Source organism: Methanoregula sp. (genome assembly GCF_028679125.1).
Lineage (GTDB): Archaea > Halobacteriota > Methanomicrobia > Methanomicrobiales > Methanospirillaceae > Methanoregula.
In genome coordinates, this window is the sequence record NZ_JAJRCG010000018.1 from 37,009 (window position 1) to 52,298 (window position 15,290).

The window sequence follows — 15,290 nt, forward strand, 5'->3', positions numbered from 1 at the left end:
GGGGAACCGGGTTTATCTGGTTCCGGGCCAACATGTCATCCATGCAGATTGCCGTTGCCGGTGGTGCCGAGGCAAACCGGGAAGAGTACAAAGCGGCATACGCGGTCGGCCGCCTCATCGCGGAGAGCGGGGCGGTACTGATCTGCGGCGGTCTTGGCGGGGTGATGGAGGCTGCGTGCCGGGGTGCACAGGAAAAGGACGGCACCACCATCGGGATCATCTCCGGCACCGGTGACGGGAACGCGTACCTTGGCATCGTGATCCGGACCGGCCTTGGCCATGGACGGAACGTGCTGGTCGCCCAGTCGGGGGATGCCCTGATCGCGGTGGGCGGCAGTTACGGTACCCTCTCGGAGATCGCGATCGCCTTGAAGACCGGGTGCCCGGTCTTCGGCCTCTCCACGTGGAAGATCGAGGGCGTGGTGCCGTGCAAAACCCCGGAGGAAGCGGTGAACCTGGCCGTTGAGGCGGCACGTGCCCGGGTGGCCGGCCGCAAGCACCCTTAATCGGCTGTCACGTCCAAAGGTGATAGAATGAGGATCGCGCTCGTCAATTCCCTGCAGGATGTGGCAGGGCAGAATATCCGGCACCATATCGAACATCTCCTCGCGGAAGAGGGCGGTGCAGCGTGGCGGCCGAATGGCCACACGTACGATTTTTACGATGTTAACGAGCGGCTGATCCATGCCGGGGAGGTTGACCGCGGGATCGAGGCAGACCTTCTCATCTTCCTCTCCCGCCATTCCAGCGTCAACCCGGTCCCTGTTCTCACCGTCCACGTCACCGGCAACTATGGTGTCGCGGAACTGGGGGGATCGCCCCGCACCCTCGCACCCGCTGCACCGGCCATGATGCAGGCAACCCTCCGGGCGCTGGCCCGGCACTGCCCCGAAGGTTACCGGGTCTCGTACGAGGTGACCCACCATGGCCCGACATCCCTTTCCCATCCTTCGTTCTTTGTCGAGATCGGGAGCACCGAGACCGAGTGGACCGATCCCGTTGCCGGCCGGGCGGTGGCAAAAGCCGTGCTCAGCGCAGTACCGGTCAATACCATCCCGCTGATCGGGATCGGGGGAACCCATTACGCACCCCGCGAAACGGAGATCGCCCTCACCACCCGGGGGGCATTCGGGCATATCGCCAGCTCCCTGCGGCAGGCTGCCGTGCTGGATAAAGAGATGGTACAGGAGATGATCCGGCAGAGCGGGGCGGTTGCGGCCTATGTTGACCGTAAGTCATTGTCCCGCCCTGAGTTCGAGAGGCTGACCGGGATCCTTGATTCCCTTGAACTGCCCCGGTTATCCGAGAGCGAGATTGCCGCACTCGGCCATCTCCCGTGGGAGACCTGGTGTGCGATCCGGAAGATGGCCGATGCCGTTTCACCGGGAGCCCGGTGTTTCAGCCACGCACTCGCAGGAGCCGGAACACCGGTCCTTGAACGGGCAAATCCCGATTTACTGGCCGAAACCGTGAAAGCAGATGAGCCGGGTCTCATAAAAAATCTCGACAACCTGCCGCTCGTTCACCTTTCCACGCGCGATAACCGCCTGCTTCCCGAATTCATCACCTATCCGGAATTTTCCCCCGAAATAATACATGCTTTAAATACATTGTGCGTAAAAATCATACGTAGTAAAGAGATCACTGCAACGGAGAGAGATTTCCTGATCATTACGAAGATCCGGTTCGACCCAGGAAAAGCGCGCGAACTGGGGGTTATGCCCGGACCTTCCTACCATGAGCTGGCAGGGGGCCGGCCGGTAGTTGTCGACGATCGGACCATCACACCGGAAATGGTGTCCTCCCGTAGTGAAGTCAGAATCCACATCCCGGGGTTGGAGAAGTTTTCATGAGGTCAATTGTAGAAGAGGCACTCACCAAGGCAAGGGACGAGACCGTGTCCCCAACGCAGAATAACGAAGACCTTGACCAGATACTCGCTGAGCTCAAAACCGAGATCGCGGTGATCGGCTGTGGTGGAGGAGGATCGAACACGATCTCCCGCATGATGGAGGAGGGTATCCACGGCGCAAAACTCATCGCCATCAACACGGATGCCCAGCACCTGATCCGCACCCGTGCGGACCAGCGTATCCTTGTCGGCCGCCAGCGGACCCGGGGCCTTGGCGCCGGCTCCATCCCGCAGATCGGGGAGGAAGCGGCCCTCGAGAACGAGGCAGAGATCCGTGCCGTTGTCTCCGGCTGCGACATGGTCTTCATCACGGTCGGGCTTGGCGGCGGTACCGGTACCGGTGTTGCGCCTGTCGTGGCAAAGGCCGCCCGGGAAGAAGGGGCCCTGACCATCGCGATCGTCACCCTGCCGTTCGCCGCAGAGGGATCGATCCGCATGGAGAACGCGGAAGCCGGCCTCGAACGCCTCCGGGAGGTTGCAGATACCGTCATTGTTGTGCCCAATGACAAGCTGCTCGAAGTCGTCCCCAAACTCCCCCTCTATGCTGCGTTCAAGATCGCCGATGAAGTCCTGATGCGAGCTGTCAAGGGCATCACCGAACTGATCACCATGCCCGGTCTCGTCAACCTCGACTTTGCCGATGTCCGCACCGTCATGGAACGCGGTGGCGTTGCCATGATCGGGATGGGCGAGAGCGACAGTGAGGACAAGGCAGCCGACTCGGTCAAGAAGGCAATCCGCTCCCCGCTCCTGGATGTGGATATCAGCGGTGCAACTGCCGCACTCGTCAACGTGGTCGGTGGCCCGGACATGACCATGGAAGAAGCGGAAGGCGTGGTGCAGGAAGTCTACAGCCGTGTTGACCCGAGCGCCCGGATCATCTGGGGAGCCCAGATCGACCCGGCGATGGAAGACAAGATGCGCTGCCTGCTGGTAGTCACGGGCGTACGGTCGCCACAAATATATGGTCGTAATGAGAAACTTACCCCCAAAGTTCAGAAACAGTTTGAGATCGATTTTCTCAAGTGATTAAATATGGAAATTTCAAAGCCTGAAATCAAAACGGATGTCCTGCATGAGGAATTATTCCGTAAGTACCTCCGGGTCCTCAAGCTCGCGCGCACTCCCACCCGGGAAGAGTTCACCAAGATTGCCACGGTTGCGGCAGCCGGTGTTCTTCTCGTCGGCATGATTGGGTTTCTCATCTTCGTTGTATTCGAACACAAGACCATGCTGGGATTCTGATCCCCGATGTCTATGACCCAGACTCCCACCCCCTCCGCTCCGGAAGCCCCGGTCACCCCGGCAGCCCCTGAGGCCTTCGTGAACCGGATCTTCGCGATCAAGACGACCTCCAAGCAGGAGCGGACGGTAGCGGACAATATCCTCAAAGCAATCGACACCAAGGCAACCGATATCAAGGTGACCTCGATCATCGTCCCGAACGAGCTGCAGGGCTATGTTCTCGTTGAGACCCCCGAGCAGCGGAACCGTATCGAGCAGCTCGTCGAGATGATCGCCCATGCCCGTGTCGTTACCAAGGGAGAGACGAACCTTGCGGAAGTCGGCCACTTCCTCATCCCGAAACCGGTCGTCTCCGGTATCGAAGAGGGTACCATCGTCGAACTGATCGCCGGGCCCTTCAAGGGCGAGAAAGCGGTTGTTAAGCGCGTGGACTCCGCAAAGGAAGAGATCACGGTCGAGCTCTACGAGAGCGTTGTCCCGATCCCGATCACAGTCCGTGGCGACAATGTCCGTGTTGTCGAGAAGTTTTCGGACCAGAAGTAATTTTTTTTAAAACGATTTTTAGAGAAGTTTCGAGGATTGCAGACTACGGTGTCAGGCCAGTTCGCTGCGTCTGCCCCGCCACCTCCCGGAGGGAGATGATGTCTGCAGGTCTTCCCTCGTACGTGATCACCCTGCCGATGCTCTCCACGAACACGTCCCTCCCCTTCAGGGAGATCAGGTGGTAGCGCGCAATATAGGCGTCGTGACCCCGGGCCACCTCTTCGAAGTCCTTCACGACATCAGCACGGGACTCCGGCGCGATCACTTCCATTACGTTCCTGCTGATGAGGTCCTCACAGTTTTCTGCATCGACCGTCCGGGCTGCAGCATTGTTGCAAAACAGTACTTTTCCCTGCATGTCGGTGATCATGATCGCTTCAAGGGCATGATCGACCAGCGAGCGGAACTTCACTTCGCTCTCGCGTAAGGCATCTTCGGCCTGTTTGCGCCGGGTGATATCCCGGATGATCCCGGCCACACCTGACGGCGAGCCATCCGGATGGAAAATCCGGTTCGCACTTAAGGATACCGGAGTCTCTGTCCCGTCCCGCTTCCGCAGCAGCACTTCGTAATCCCTCACGTACCCCTTCTCTGCGAGTTCATTGAGCAGAATCTGCCGGTCTTCGGGATTGGCATAGATTTTCGTTATCGGCTCCCCGATTAGTTCCTCCCCGGTCCACCCGGTGAGGCGATTGAGGGAGGGGGAGAGGATCGTAATGATGCCGTTTGTGTCCGTCTGGTAGTAGAGGTCTTCAAACGATTCAAAGATCGTGCGGTACCGCTCCTCGCTCTCTTTGAGAGCAGCCTCAGCACGTTTGCGTTCGGTGATATCCCGGACGGTACCAAAGAACGCTTTGGTTGATCCGTCAGGATTTTTCCGGGCCACGATTGAGATGAGCGTGTCGAAGTCTGTGCCATCCCGTTTCCTGAATGCAATCGGATACTCTCTGACATATCCTTCCCGTCTGACGAGTTCAAGGAACGGTGCCCGTTCTTCCGGGTGTGCATACGTGGATGCAACATCGATGGATAACGCCTCTTCGCGACTCCTGCACCCGAGTCTTTCGAATAAATTATCATTAAAATCGATATATTTCCCATCTGTCCCGGAGATGAAGACACTGTCCTGGGATGTTTTGAAAAACAAGCGGTACTGCTCCTCACTCTCCTTAAGCGCATCTTCCGCGAGTTTCCTGTCGGTGATATCTGTCACGTAATTCAGCGTTGCCGCCGCATCATTCCATTTGATGGTCACGACACTCAGTTCAACCCACTTGATGGTCCCGTCCTTTCGGGACAACCGGAACGGATACCGGGACGGGACCGTCTCCCCGTTGATCCGTCTCTTGAACCGGTCGATTAATACACCGAAGTCTGCCGGGTGGACAAAATTTTTAAACGGCTTGCCGAGCAGTTCCTGTTCAGAATACCCCGACAGTGCGGTTGTCTGCGGGTTAACCATCTGGAGTATCTCATCCTGCACGACATAGATCCCCTCTCCGGCATGTTCGATAAGGTGCCGGTAGCGTTCTTCGCTCTCTTTGAGTGCATCCTCGGCGAGTTTCCGGTCGGTGATGTCGATCATGAAGTTCAGGATTGCAGGGCGCTCGTCCCAGGTGATAACAACCACATTCAGTTCAACCCACCGGATTGTTTCATCCTTCCGGATAATCCGGAAAATATAGTGTGTGGGAAGATTGGATCCGGCCATACGTTTCCTGTAGTTGTCCAGCAGAATACCCGCATTATCCGGGTGGACAAACCGGGTGAAGGGCTGGTTGAGCAGTTCCGGTTCGGAATACCCGGACAAGCTGATGAGCTGCGGATTAACCAGCTTAAACAGTTCGTCCTGGGTAACAAAGATCGCTTCACCGGCATGTTCGATGAGTTTGCGATAATCCTGTTCGCTCTTCTTCAGGGCCAGGTCCGCCCGTTTCCGGGAGATTGCATGGAGGATCTTGTGCTCCAGCTCGGCAAACTGGGCGGTTGGCGCACCTCCCTTCTGGAGGTAAAAATCGGCACCGCTGTTGAGCGCGTCAATGACCACCTCCTCCCGGCCGCGGCCGGTGAAGATGATGAACGGGGTCGTGTCATCCCGTTCACGCAGGTTTTTTAAGAACTGGATGCCGTTCATCCGGGGCATCTCAAAATCAGAAACAATGGCATCATACGACGCGGAGTTCAGGTGGTCCAGTGCAGCAGATGCCGAGAGATACGTAGTGACAGATAATGTCCCGTTACTCTCAAGGAAGATCTTGCCGATCTCCAGCAGACCCGGGTCGTCATCAACGTACAGGATTTTATTGATGGTGGGTGTGCTGGTATTGCTCATCATTATAGGGAAGTATTATGTATAACTGATTTATTGCTGTCGATCGTTCTATGAACTACGGCTGGATTTTCCGGGTGCTCCCCGCGTCCGGCTTCGGCCCGTGTTCCTCCTACGCATCCGGATTAAAAAAATGGTCTGCCGGTTGCAACCTCGTCGTCTTTTTAGTGTTCAATCGCAGCAGCGAAGTACCTGTTCGGTCCCGATGGAAGAAAATCCCGTATACGATACTGCAGCCAGGAGGAAGGTACTCACCGGGAAAGCAATACGGCGGTCTCGTTTTCGGGAACAATTACGTCGCTGCCTGCCAGTTCCCCAGCACGAGCCGCATTCCGTGCCTCGATCTTATCCTGGATATACTGGGAAAAATACCCCTGGTACCGGTCCTGTAATGCGGGAAGCATCCAGTCCTGTTCCGTTATCGTTTTCCGGCAGAGTGGTGAACCGCAGGCACAGTCCAGGGAAAAGACCATGTCGCTTCCCACCGATTCAGAGACCGTCATGGCGTAATCAAACGTGATCTCCTCCCCGGCCCGGATATCCCGCATGGCAACCAGGAAGACCTGGCCTTTGAACCCGGAGTTGGGGCAGCAGCTGTGGTTGAAAAAGTCCGTATCTTCCGCAACGGTGCCGGAAGGACCCAGGACAAACCGCTCCTCGATCTGCATGGTAAACCTCTGGAGCTCTTCGGGGATCTGGTACATATCGTCGATCAGCATGATCTTCCCGCCGAAAATTGCCAGCCGCTCATCCTTTCTGATATCCGCCCGGGCAAATATCCCATGCCCTTCCGTATCCGAATTTCGTTTCTCCAGATGGGGATGCAACCAGCTGCTGATAGTCATGAACACGCTCGTAAGTACGTGGAGATGTGTAAGAGACCGATGTTTTTTATTGATTGTGGTGACGGGAATGATCGGGAGTACCGGTGCAGGCGGGAGGACTGCCGGGATCGTATCCCGAACGGTAACTCCCGGCAGGCACAGCCATCTCGAATCGCGCCCCCGTGCCCGGCACTCCGTTTTCGGTCATCGTGATGCCGGTGATGGCGAGGATCTCCTTTGACAAGGCCAGGCCAAGGCCGGTGTTCTTCCCGAACCCGCGCTCGAAGATCTTCTCCTTTTCAGCGGCGGCAATCCCGTTACCATCATCCTCGCAGACAATGATCAGGTCCCCCTCACGTTCCTGCACAGCGAAGCGGATGGCCGAGATCTTCCCGCCATACCGCATCGCGTTATCCATCAGGTTGTAAAATACCCTGGCAATGAGGGGATCGGCGAACACTCCCATGCCCGGGGAGATGTCGTTTTTCACCAGGATCCGGCCGAGGGGGACCTGCATTGCTGTTGCATTCACCAGTGCCTGGATGTCCTGCCATGCAGGTGCCCTGACCCCGATCTCATCGTAATCTTTGGTGAACTGGATCATCGTGGAGATGCGCTGTGCGGAAGCATCGATATTCCGGAGATATTCCGTGAACACGGGATCGGCATGCCTCCTCTCCATCAGGGTAATGTATGACCTGATGACCGTGAGCTGGTTCCTGATATCATGTCGGGTAATGCCGGAGAGCAGGCTCAGTTTCCGGTTTGCCTGTTTCAGGGCATCATCCGCCCGCCTGCGCTCGGTGATATCGCTTGAAATCCCCTCAATACTGGTGATCTCACCGGATCCGGTGCGAAGTGGAACCGTTTTTGAGACATGCCAGCGCCATGAGCCGTCGGCATGCGACACGCGGTATTCGATCTCCTGCTGCGTGATTCCCTCCTCGAGTGTCCTCTTCATGGCGAGCAGGCAATGCGGGAGGTCATCCGGATGAATGAACTGCCGGATATTTTTTCCCACGACTTCGGATACCCGGCGTCCAAGGAGCGTGGTGACACTGGGGGAGATGAAGATGTATTTACCCTCCGCGTTCACCGTATAGATGATGTCGTGGCTGTTCTCGATGAGGAGACGGTACTTCTCCTCGCTCTCTTTCAGGGCATCTTCGGCTCTCTTGCGGGCGGTGATATCCCGGATCGAGATGAGGTCTGCGGTTTTTCCCTCGTAGGTAACGGTCTTGCCAATGCTTTCCACAAATTTTCTGCTCCCTTTTGCCGAGATCACATGGTACTGCGCAAAGCACGCATCATGACCCTGGACAACCTGTGCAAAGTCACGCACGGCATCGGGCCGGGATTCGGGAGCAATGAATTCCATCACGCTCCTGCCAACCAGGTCTGCCCCGCCTCCGACCTCTATGGTGCGGGCTGCCGCAGTGTTCGCAAACAGGATCTGCCCATGGAGGTCGAGGATAAGGATTCCTTCAAGGGCATACTCGACAAGGGACCGGAACTTCTCCTCGCTCTCCCGCAGGGCATATTCATCATGTTTGCGCTGGGTGATATCGCGGAGGATTCCGGCGACTCCCGCAGGGGTGCCATCTGCATGGTATATGAGGTTTGCATTCAGCGATGCCATGGTCTCTGTCCCGTCACGCTTTACTGCCAGCACCTCGAAATCCCTTACATGTCCGTTCTTTGCGATCGCATTGAGCAGGTTGTTCCGGGATTCCGGGTTGGCATAGATTTTCGTTACCGGTTTGCCGATCAACTCTTCCTGTATATACCCGGTCACATGATAGAGTGAGGGCGAAAGATGGGTGATAATCCCGTTGACATCCGTCTCGTAGTACAGGTCATCAAACGAATTAAAGATCTGGCGGTACCGCTCCTCGCTCTCTTGAAGCGCTGCCTCTGCAAGTTCACAGTCAGTGATATCCCGGATGGTGCCGATGAACGCTTTGGTAGATCCGTCAGGATTCCTCTGCGGCACGACAGTCATGACGGAATCAAAGCATGTGCCGTCCCGTTTCCTGAATGAAAGGGGGTACTCTTTGACATATCCTTCCCGTTCGACAAGGTCAACGAGTACGGCGCGATCTTCCGGGCGCCCATAGAACGAGATGACGGGCACGCCAATGACTTCATCACGACTGGCAAAGCCAAATGTCTTTACAACGGCATCATTGCAATCAATCCACTGCCCCTCCGGCGTTGTGATGAAGACGCTGTCCTTAGCTGTCTTGAAAAAAAGATGGTACCGCTCCTCACTTTCCCTGAGGGTGTCTTCCATGCGTTTTCGTTCGGTGATGTCCCGGATGGTGCCGATGAACGCTTTGGTAGATCCGTCAGGATTCCTCCGAGGCACGACGGTCATGACGGAATCAAAGCGTGTGCCGTCCCGTTTCCTGAATGATACCGGATGCTCTTTGACATACCCGTCCCGCTCAACGAGTTCCACGAACACCGCCCGTTCTTCCGGGTGTACATAGAATGAGATGATGGGCCTGCTGAAGACTTCATCCCGGCTGGTACATCCAAACATCTCCAGGATAGCATCATTAAAATCGATCCACTGTGCATCAGGAGTTGTGATGAAAAGGCCATCCAGGGTTGTCCTGAAAAACTGGCGGTATCGCTCCTCGCTCTCCCTGAGCGAGTCTTCCATGCGTTTGCGTTCGGTGATATCGGTCAGGAAGTTCAGGATGGCGGGACGTTCGTTCCATGTTATGGAAACCACGTTCAGTTCGGCCCACCGGACGGTTTCATCCTTGCAGATGATCCGGAAGATATAGTGGGTGGCGAAGTTGGCTCCGCTCATGCGTTTCCTGTACCGGTCCAGTAACAGGCCGGCATCTTCCGGGTGGATAAACCGGGTGAATGGCTGGTCGAGCAGTTCCTGTTCGGCATACCCGGTCAATGTGATCAGCTGCGGGTTGACCAGTTTGAACACTTCGTCCTGGGTAACAAAGATCCCTTCGCCGGCATGCTCGATGAGTTTGCGATAATCCTGTTCGCTCTTCTTCAGCGCCAGGTCCGCCCGTTTCCGGGAGATTGCATGGTGGATCTTGTGCGCGAGCTCGGCAAACTGGGGTTGCGGATCGCCGCCTTTCTGGAGGTAAAAATCAGCCCCGCTGTTGAGCGCATCGATGACCACCTCTTCCCGGCCCCTGCCGGTGAAGATGATAAATGGTGTGGCATCTCCTCGTTCACGCAGCGCTTTCAAGAAGGTGATACCGTCCATCTTCGGCATCTGGTAATCAGAGACGATCGCGTCATACCGTTCTGAGGCCAGGTGGTCGAGGGCCTCACGTGCGGAGAGGAATGTCTTGACAACAAACGAGTGGTCGTTCTCTAAGAAGATCTTGCCGATCTCCAGCAGGCCTGGTTCGTCATCCACATAGATGACGCGACACACCTCGGTTGCCGGAGAATTATCCTGCATTACTGGATACTATTCCCCGAACAGATAAATGAGTGTCGTTTCGTATCAATTCTGCTGCACGACGGGTACAGTGCGGGGTGCCGGGCCTGCGGATTCGTTGCCGGTCGTTTTTTGGGAAATTTGCCGGAAATTTTTTCACTCTTTTAACCCGCAATTGATGGTGATTACCCTCAAAAATTATACCTGCCTGGGGCCTCTAAAACTCCCGCTTTCCCTGAGAGATCTCCTTTGCGAGTTTCGAGATTCCTTTCCATCGTTTCCGTTCTGACCGTACAAGCCCAATCTCGGCCTTCTCCTGCGTGAATGCACGTTCCCGCATGAGCCGGTGATAATTTTCCAGCCGGGATGAAGGAAGCGTCCCGCTTTTCACGGCTTCCTGCACGGCACAGCCCGGCTCCCGCTCGTGCCGGCAGTCAGAGAACCGGCATCCGGTTGCGAGTTCGAGAATCTCCGGAAATGTGTCGGCAATGCCATCTGATGCCGTGCCCATGCCAACCTCCCGGATCCCGGGAGAATCGATCATGAGTGCCCCGCTCTTCAAGAGGAAGAGCTGGCGTACGGTCGTTGTATGCCGGCCTTTCCCGTCATAGTCCCGGATAACGGAGGTTTCCTGGACGGGCCGGTCCAGCAGCCGGTTGATCAGCGTGGACTTGCCGACACCGGATGAACCGATAAGTACGATCGTGGTGCCGGGGGTAAGGAATGGTTCGAGCCGGGCGATCCCGTCCCCGCTGATGGCACTCACGGGAATAACCGGAATGTCGGATGCGACCGGGATAATTTCATCAGTGAGCAGGGCAGGGTCTGTTGCAAGATCGGATTTATTGATCACGATCACCGGTTTTGCTCCCGATGCATGGGCGATCGCAAGGTATCGTTCGATCCTCCGTGCATTGAGGTCATGGCCGGCTGCCGTGACAATAAACACGATGTCGATATTGGCCGCTATGACCTGGTCTGTGCCGTCTCTTCCGGAAGTTCCCCGCGAGAATACCGATTTCTGCGGCAGGATATCAACAATCGTGGAGGAACCGGCTTCAGGCTGGCGGAGCAGCACGATGAAATCGCCCACTGCGGGAAAGCGGCCGAGCTTTTTTAAGGCCCCGGAGATCCCTGCCGTAACGGATCCGCCATCGATAACAACGTCCCATACGGTTTTCTGCCGGCAGACCACGCGGCCGGGAACATAGGGCCCGGTATATTTTGAAAATGCCTGCGCATGTTCTTCTGTCCAGCCAAGCTGTTTCAGGGTAGAGGAATGCACCTCTGTGCATCCGGAATCAGATGTGTTCATGGAAATAACCTGAACGTGTTTCAGGAACGTGGGGCTCAGGGTGCCAAGTGGTTTGTGGTCGCGGTTGCTCCCCTCCTGTCAGAACCCCGGAGGGTGTTTTTACAAAACTGTTTCAACATTCCCGGACACATTTTCTTACTGGATTAACCGCGGGGCATGGCATGATTTTTTGCATTACCACAGAACGGCTGCTGCTTGAGGATATGAACCGGGAGGATCTCGTCAGTATGATGCAGCTCGCCCGGGACCCCCGCGTCATGAAATACGTGTTCATCTGGCTTGAGAACGATGAGCAGGTTGCCGGGTTCGTGCAGCACGCAATCGATGAATCTGTGCGGGCCGACCGGCAGGATTACGTACTCGCGGTCCGGGTTGCGGGAACCGGGGAGTTCGCCGGCTTTGCGATGCTCGAGATCGATCCTGAACAGCCGACCACTGCGGAGGTCGGGTGTATCCTGGTGCCCGGCTGCTGGAAATCCGGGTATGCCTCAGAAATTCTCCGGGCTCTCCTTGCCTTCGGGTTCGGCAGGCTTTCCCTGCATCGGATTTACGGGAAATGCGATGATCTCAACCATGCCTCGGCCCACGTGATGGAGAAGTGCGGGTTGCAGTATGAGGGCACGCTCCGCGAGCATGTCTGGCTGCGGGATCACTGGCGGTCGAGCCGGTATTACGGGATGCTGGCTGGGGAATACCGCCCTGACGTACCCTGATACCTTGCCTTTTGGGTCTGGCAGGCGTTCCCTGTACCGGATTTACGGGACGATGTCTCTTCTTTGCCCGCGGTATGGAGAATGCGGATTGCTGGATGAGGGTACTGGCGATTAATGGCGGGGGAGGGGGGTCGCGTGGGTACAAAAAGATCCCGTGCTGAAGGGCGGGTCTGGAAATTTCACGTCATAAATTATCGGTCCTTCCGCTTTGCCTGGGGCTCCCGTTTTCATCTTGTACCCACGCGACCCCCCCTCCCCCTTTGTATTTTCGCGCAGATTTTTTGCGTATTTTTGAGCAATTTTACGATGTGAGTTTTATGGATGTGGGGAGGTTTTTGCGGGCCGGGTGCCAAGGGGGGGTCGCATGGGTACAGATTGAGGGGGAGGGCGAAGAGGGGGGCCATGTTGGGTGATTGAATCATGGAATAACAACACCGATTATCCGCTGCCGGTCCGGACCAGTTCGAAACCCAGAGGGAGGCGGATCGTGCAGCTGAAAGTTGTGATCACCAAAGGAGAGGACGGTTCTCTCTCGTCCCGGCTGCATCATACAGGGCCAGACTATCAAGGAGGTAAAACAGAATATCAGGGACGAGATCACCCTGCATCTTGAACCCAATCTGGATATCATCCCTGGCAAAGGGGCACAAGTCATCGGGGTTGCGGTGTGGAGCATCTCCCGGTGACCATGTTCTCATCCGCGACTGTTTTTTTAATTGACAACTTGATTGACAACTGAATTGACAACCACTATCTTACAACGTAATGGGCTTCCCGACGGAGAATCCCCAAGAGCATGTGCCCGTCACCAGCCCAGATTTTATTATCCGACGTGAAAATGAAGATCCAGGGCTCATCCGGCCACGTCCAAACCTTGTGGTAAACCCCAAATGCCCACAGAACGCGTCTATGTGCGTCTTTTTGCAGGGTGATTTTCGTTTGGGTTTCGGGAATTTGCCGGTGTTTGAATTTGGGGGAGATCGTGCAACTAAATAGTGCTAAATAGTGCCATGGTCCGGTACCGATTCTCTGTCGTAAAAATGGGATTATTGGGTGGATTTGAATAGAAACAGTGTCGGTTGCCCGATAAATGAGGGGAATCGGGGGGTAATATGGGGCTGGATTAGTACTGGGCGAGGACCGATGAATGATTCTATTAAAAATTAAAATTTTTTGAAATGCCAATATCGTTTATCTCACTGTAACAGAATGGATTTGGGTAAAATGTTAGCCTCTCTGATTTTGTGATTAGAATAATCCCGCTGACATTTTTCATTAAAGGATTCGATAAAAATAATCCAACTTTGTTCAGATAACAGAATTTTTTTGGAATCAAATTCATTTCTTCTAAGAATTTTTTCCATCCAAAATTACTTGCAGATTCAATCTCACAATAATTTTGAATATATTTTCGCTTATTTTTCACAAGTTCTCGCCATTGTTTTTCTCTTTCTATTTTCATTTGTTCTAACAGTTGAGGATCTCCGGAATCCCAAATACCATATTCAATTGTTCGACCGTAAAGTAGCATCTTGAAGTCCATTTCATCAATCGAACTATCATCGCTTAAAAAAACAAGAATATACGGAATCTTTCGATTATTTTTTTTGAAACTAGATCGCTTACATGCCTTTTCTAATAACCTGCCAGTGACATATAGTTCAAAAACCTCTTCAGGAAATTTCCAACCAGAACTCAAAATTCCAGGATATCCAGTAGTGGAATCTGCGGGTAGTATTGTAAATTCTATCCCATCAGTTTGAAATTTTTGAGGAGTATCCTCCACAGTTATTTTTTTCACGTGTTCTTTAAATTGGAGCATTGAGTTTTTAGCTAATTCCTTTTGAACGGTTCTATCAGTTTTCGAAAATGCTGGAAGAGCTAATTCTGTTTTAAAAACTGTATTCACAATGAATGGTTTGTCTTTCAAGAATTCTCGTAATTCTTCAATAATATAAAGAACGGCATTACTATCACTAAACCGTGTAACCTCAAAATAAAATGACTTGTTAAATTTTTCTCCATGAATATCTGGAGATTGGGTGGATTTTCCAAAAAAATCATCTGATAATAATGTAACAACAAATCCATGTTCTGCAAGTTTTTTTGCTGCCATGAATTCAGCAGTTAATGAAGAAAATTTATCTAAAGCATTTGTCTCTTGGATTTTTTTACCTATATTTCGACAATCTAATCGTTCTAAATCAGCAATAAGGTTGTCAAGAGAAGATAGATACTCATGATGTCTTGAAAATTTATCCAGCACCACTCTCTCAAGTTTTGGATTTTGTTTTAAAAGATTCAAAAATGGAGTATCATCACTTTTCATAAAGTATATTTGAACTTTCAATTTTAATCATTGTTTGAATTGATCGATCGCGTGATTATTGATGTAATAAAATGCCCATCCAAGATCACCTTTATCTCCCTTCCCGTCAAATTTAACAGACCCAAGCTCGGAACCCTCCGCAGGAGGGACGGCATGGTGCAAAGACTATGGCAGAAGTGGTCGAGGTATTAGTACCCGGCGGAAAGGCAACGGCAGGTCCACCATTAGGACCGTCGCTTGGACCACTCGGTATCAACGTGAAGGCCGTAGTTGACGAGATCAACAAGAAGACCGCATCCTTCAACGGCATGCAGGTCCCTGTCAAGATCGAAGTCGACGCAAAGAAGAACTTCACGCTGACGGTCGGTATCCCACCGACCACGGCACTCATCAAGAAAGAGGCCGGTATCGAGAAAGGATCCGGAGAGCCCAACGTCAAAGTGGCAGGGAACCTGCCATTCGAGGCCGCTGTCAGAATTGCCAACATGAAACTCGAAGGCATGCTCTCGTACGAGCTGAAGACCGCAGTCAGAGAGGTCATCGGCACGTGTGTCAGCATGGGAGTTACCATTGACGGCAAGAAGGCAAAGGATGTCTTCGCCCTCATTGATGAAGGCAAGTACGACAGTGTTCTCGTGAAATAACATGAGAAAACC

The 15,290-nt window shown here is 53.9% G+C and carries 12 protein-coding genes; 7 read left to right on the forward strand and 5 right to left on the reverse strand.

The genetic code is table 11. From position 1 onward, the window contains the following. Nucleotides 1–41: 41 nt before the first annotated feature. The 5 genes from LUQ43_RS10930 to LUQ43_RS10950 are packed head-to-tail and all read left to right on the forward strand — an operon-like array spanning nucleotide 42 to nucleotide 3,700. Nucleotides 42–506: a TIGR00725 family protein gene (locus tag LUQ43_RS10930; protein ID WP_299967500.1), complete on the forward strand. Its 465-nt coding sequence runs from the start codon at nucleotides 42–44 to the stop codon at nucleotides 504–506. A 27-nt stretch (nucleotides 507–533) separates the two neighbouring features. Beyond that, nucleotides 534–1,853 carry a D-aminoacyl-tRNA deacylase gene (locus LUQ43_RS10935; protein ID WP_299967503.1) on the forward strand — a complete coding sequence of 440 codons (1,320 nt, stop codon included), beginning with the start codon at nucleotides 534–536 and terminating at the stop codon, nucleotides 1,851–1,853. Then, a complete protein-coding gene (gene ftsZ, locus LUQ43_RS10940) occupies nucleotides 1,850–2,941 on the forward strand; it encodes a cell division protein FtsZ (protein ID WP_299967506.1) in 1,092 nt (363 codons plus the stop codon). The genes LUQ43_RS10935 and ftsZ overlap by 4 nt, the downstream gene beginning before the upstream one ends. Nucleotides 2,942–2,947: 6 nt before the next feature. Continuing rightward, nucleotides 2,948–3,157 carry a protein translocase SEC61 complex subunit gamma gene (locus tag LUQ43_RS10945; RefSeq protein WP_299967510.1) on the forward strand — a complete coding sequence of 70 codons (210 nt, stop codon included), beginning with the start codon at nucleotides 2,948–2,950 and terminating at the stop codon, nucleotides 3,155–3,157. Between the two features lie 12 nt (nucleotides 3,158–3,169). Beyond that, nucleotides 3,170–3,700, forward strand: a complete 531-nt coding sequence (locus tag LUQ43_RS10950; protein ID WP_299967513.1) for a transcription elongation factor Spt5 — start codon at nucleotides 3,170–3,172, stop codon at nucleotides 3,698–3,700. A 43-nt stretch (nucleotides 3,701–3,743) separates the two neighbouring features. Here the strand turns inward: LUQ43_RS10950 and LUQ43_RS10955 are convergent, their stop codons facing one another. From LUQ43_RS10955 to rsgA, 4 genes are all read right to left on the reverse strand, one after another. Further along, a complete protein-coding gene (locus LUQ43_RS10955) occupies nucleotides 3,744–6,035 on the reverse strand; it encodes a PAS domain S-box protein (protein ID WP_299967516.1) in 2,292 nt (763 codons plus the stop codon). Between the two features lie 245 nt (nucleotides 6,036–6,280). Further along, on the reverse strand, nucleotides 6,281–6,874 hold the full coding sequence (locus LUQ43_RS10960) for an SET domain-containing protein (RefSeq protein ID WP_299967519.1): 594 nt from the start codon (nucleotides 6,872–6,874) through the stop codon (nucleotides 6,281–6,283). Nucleotides 6,875–6,920: 46 nt separating this feature from the next. Next, the gene (locus LUQ43_RS10965) at nucleotides 6,921–10,298 is read right to left on the reverse strand and encodes a response regulator (RefSeq protein ID WP_299967522.1); all 3,378 of its coding nucleotides are present in this window, start codon (nucleotides 10,296–10,298) and stop codon (nucleotides 6,921–6,923) included. A gap of 196 nt (nucleotides 10,299–10,494) precedes the next feature. After that, nucleotides 10,495–11,592 (reverse strand): ribosome small subunit-dependent GTPase A, encoded by a 1,098-nt coding sequence (rsgA, locus tag LUQ43_RS10970; protein WP_299967527.1) that lies wholly within the window; start codon nucleotides 11,590–11,592, stop codon nucleotides 10,495–10,497. 161 nt (nucleotides 11,593–11,753) lie between these two features. Between rsgA and LUQ43_RS10975 the strand changes: the two genes are divergently transcribed. Further along, nucleotides 11,754–12,305: a GNAT family protein gene (locus LUQ43_RS10975; protein ID WP_299967530.1), complete on the forward strand. Its 552-nt coding sequence runs from the start codon at nucleotides 11,754–11,756 to the stop codon at nucleotides 12,303–12,305. 1,156 nt (nucleotides 12,306–13,461) lie between these two features. Here the strand turns inward: LUQ43_RS10975 and LUQ43_RS10980 are convergent. Beyond that, complete coding sequence (locus tag LUQ43_RS10980; RefSeq protein WP_299967533.1) at nucleotides 13,462–14,634, reverse strand: hypothetical protein; 1,173 nt, start codon at nucleotides 14,632–14,634, stop codon at nucleotides 13,462–13,464. A 167-nt stretch (nucleotides 14,635–14,801) separates the two neighbouring features. Here LUQ43_RS10980 and LUQ43_RS10985 point away from each other — a divergent pair, with 167 nt between their 5' ends. Beyond that, complete coding sequence (locus LUQ43_RS10985) at nucleotides 14,802–15,278, forward strand: 50S ribosomal protein L11 (protein ID WP_299967535.1); 477 nt, start codon at nucleotides 14,802–14,804, stop codon at nucleotides 15,276–15,278. Nucleotides 15,279–15,290: the final 12 nt, after the last annotated feature.

What these genes read in the sequence shown, in the direction of transcription:
- LUQ43_RS10945 (WP_299967510.1), top strand. Translation starts at nt 2,948, where the DNA reads ATGGAAATTTCAAAGCCTGAAATCAAAACGGATGTCCTGCATGAGGAA.
- LUQ43_RS10930 (WP_299967500.1), top strand. Translation starts at nt 42, where the DNA reads ATGCAGATTGCCGTTGCCGGTGGTGCCGAGGCAAACCGGGAAGAGTAC.
- LUQ43_RS10985 (WP_299967535.1), top strand. Translation starts at nt 14,802, where the DNA reads ATGGCAGAAGTGGTCGAGGTATTAGTACCCGGCGGAAAGGCAACGGCA.
- ftsZ (WP_299967506.1), top strand. Translation starts at nt 1,850, where the DNA reads ATGAGGTCAATTGTAGAAGAGGCACTCACCAAGGCAAGGGACGAGACC.
- rsgA (WP_299967527.1), bottom strand. Translation starts at nt 11,592, where the DNA reads ATGAACACATCTGATTCCGGATGCACAGAGGTGCATTCCTCTACCCTG.
- LUQ43_RS10960 (WP_299967519.1), bottom strand. Translation starts at nt 6,874, where the DNA reads ATGACTATCAGCAGCTGGTTGCATCCCCATCTGGAGAAACGAAATTCG.
- LUQ43_RS10975 (WP_299967530.1), top strand. Translation starts at nt 11,754, where the DNA reads ATGATTTTTTGCATTACCACAGAACGGCTGCTGCTTGAGGATATGAAC.
- LUQ43_RS10950 (WP_299967513.1), top strand. Translation starts at nt 3,170, where the DNA reads ATGACCCAGACTCCCACCCCCTCCGCTCCGGAAGCCCCGGTCACCCCG.
- LUQ43_RS10955 (WP_299967516.1), bottom strand. Translation starts at nt 6,035, where the DNA reads ATGATGAGCAATACCAGCACACCCACCATCAATAAAATCCTGTACGTT.
- LUQ43_RS10935 (WP_299967503.1), top strand. Translation starts at nt 534, where the DNA reads ATGAGGATCGCGCTCGTCAATTCCCTGCAGGATGTGGCAGGGCAGAAT.
- LUQ43_RS10980 (WP_299967533.1), bottom strand. Translation starts at nt 14,634, where the DNA reads ATGAAAAGTGATGATACTCCATTTTTGAATCTTTTAAAACAAAATCCA.
- LUQ43_RS10965 (WP_299967522.1), bottom strand. Translation starts at nt 10,298, where the DNA reads ATGCAGGATAATTCTCCGGCAACCGAGGTGTGTCGCGTCATCTATGTG.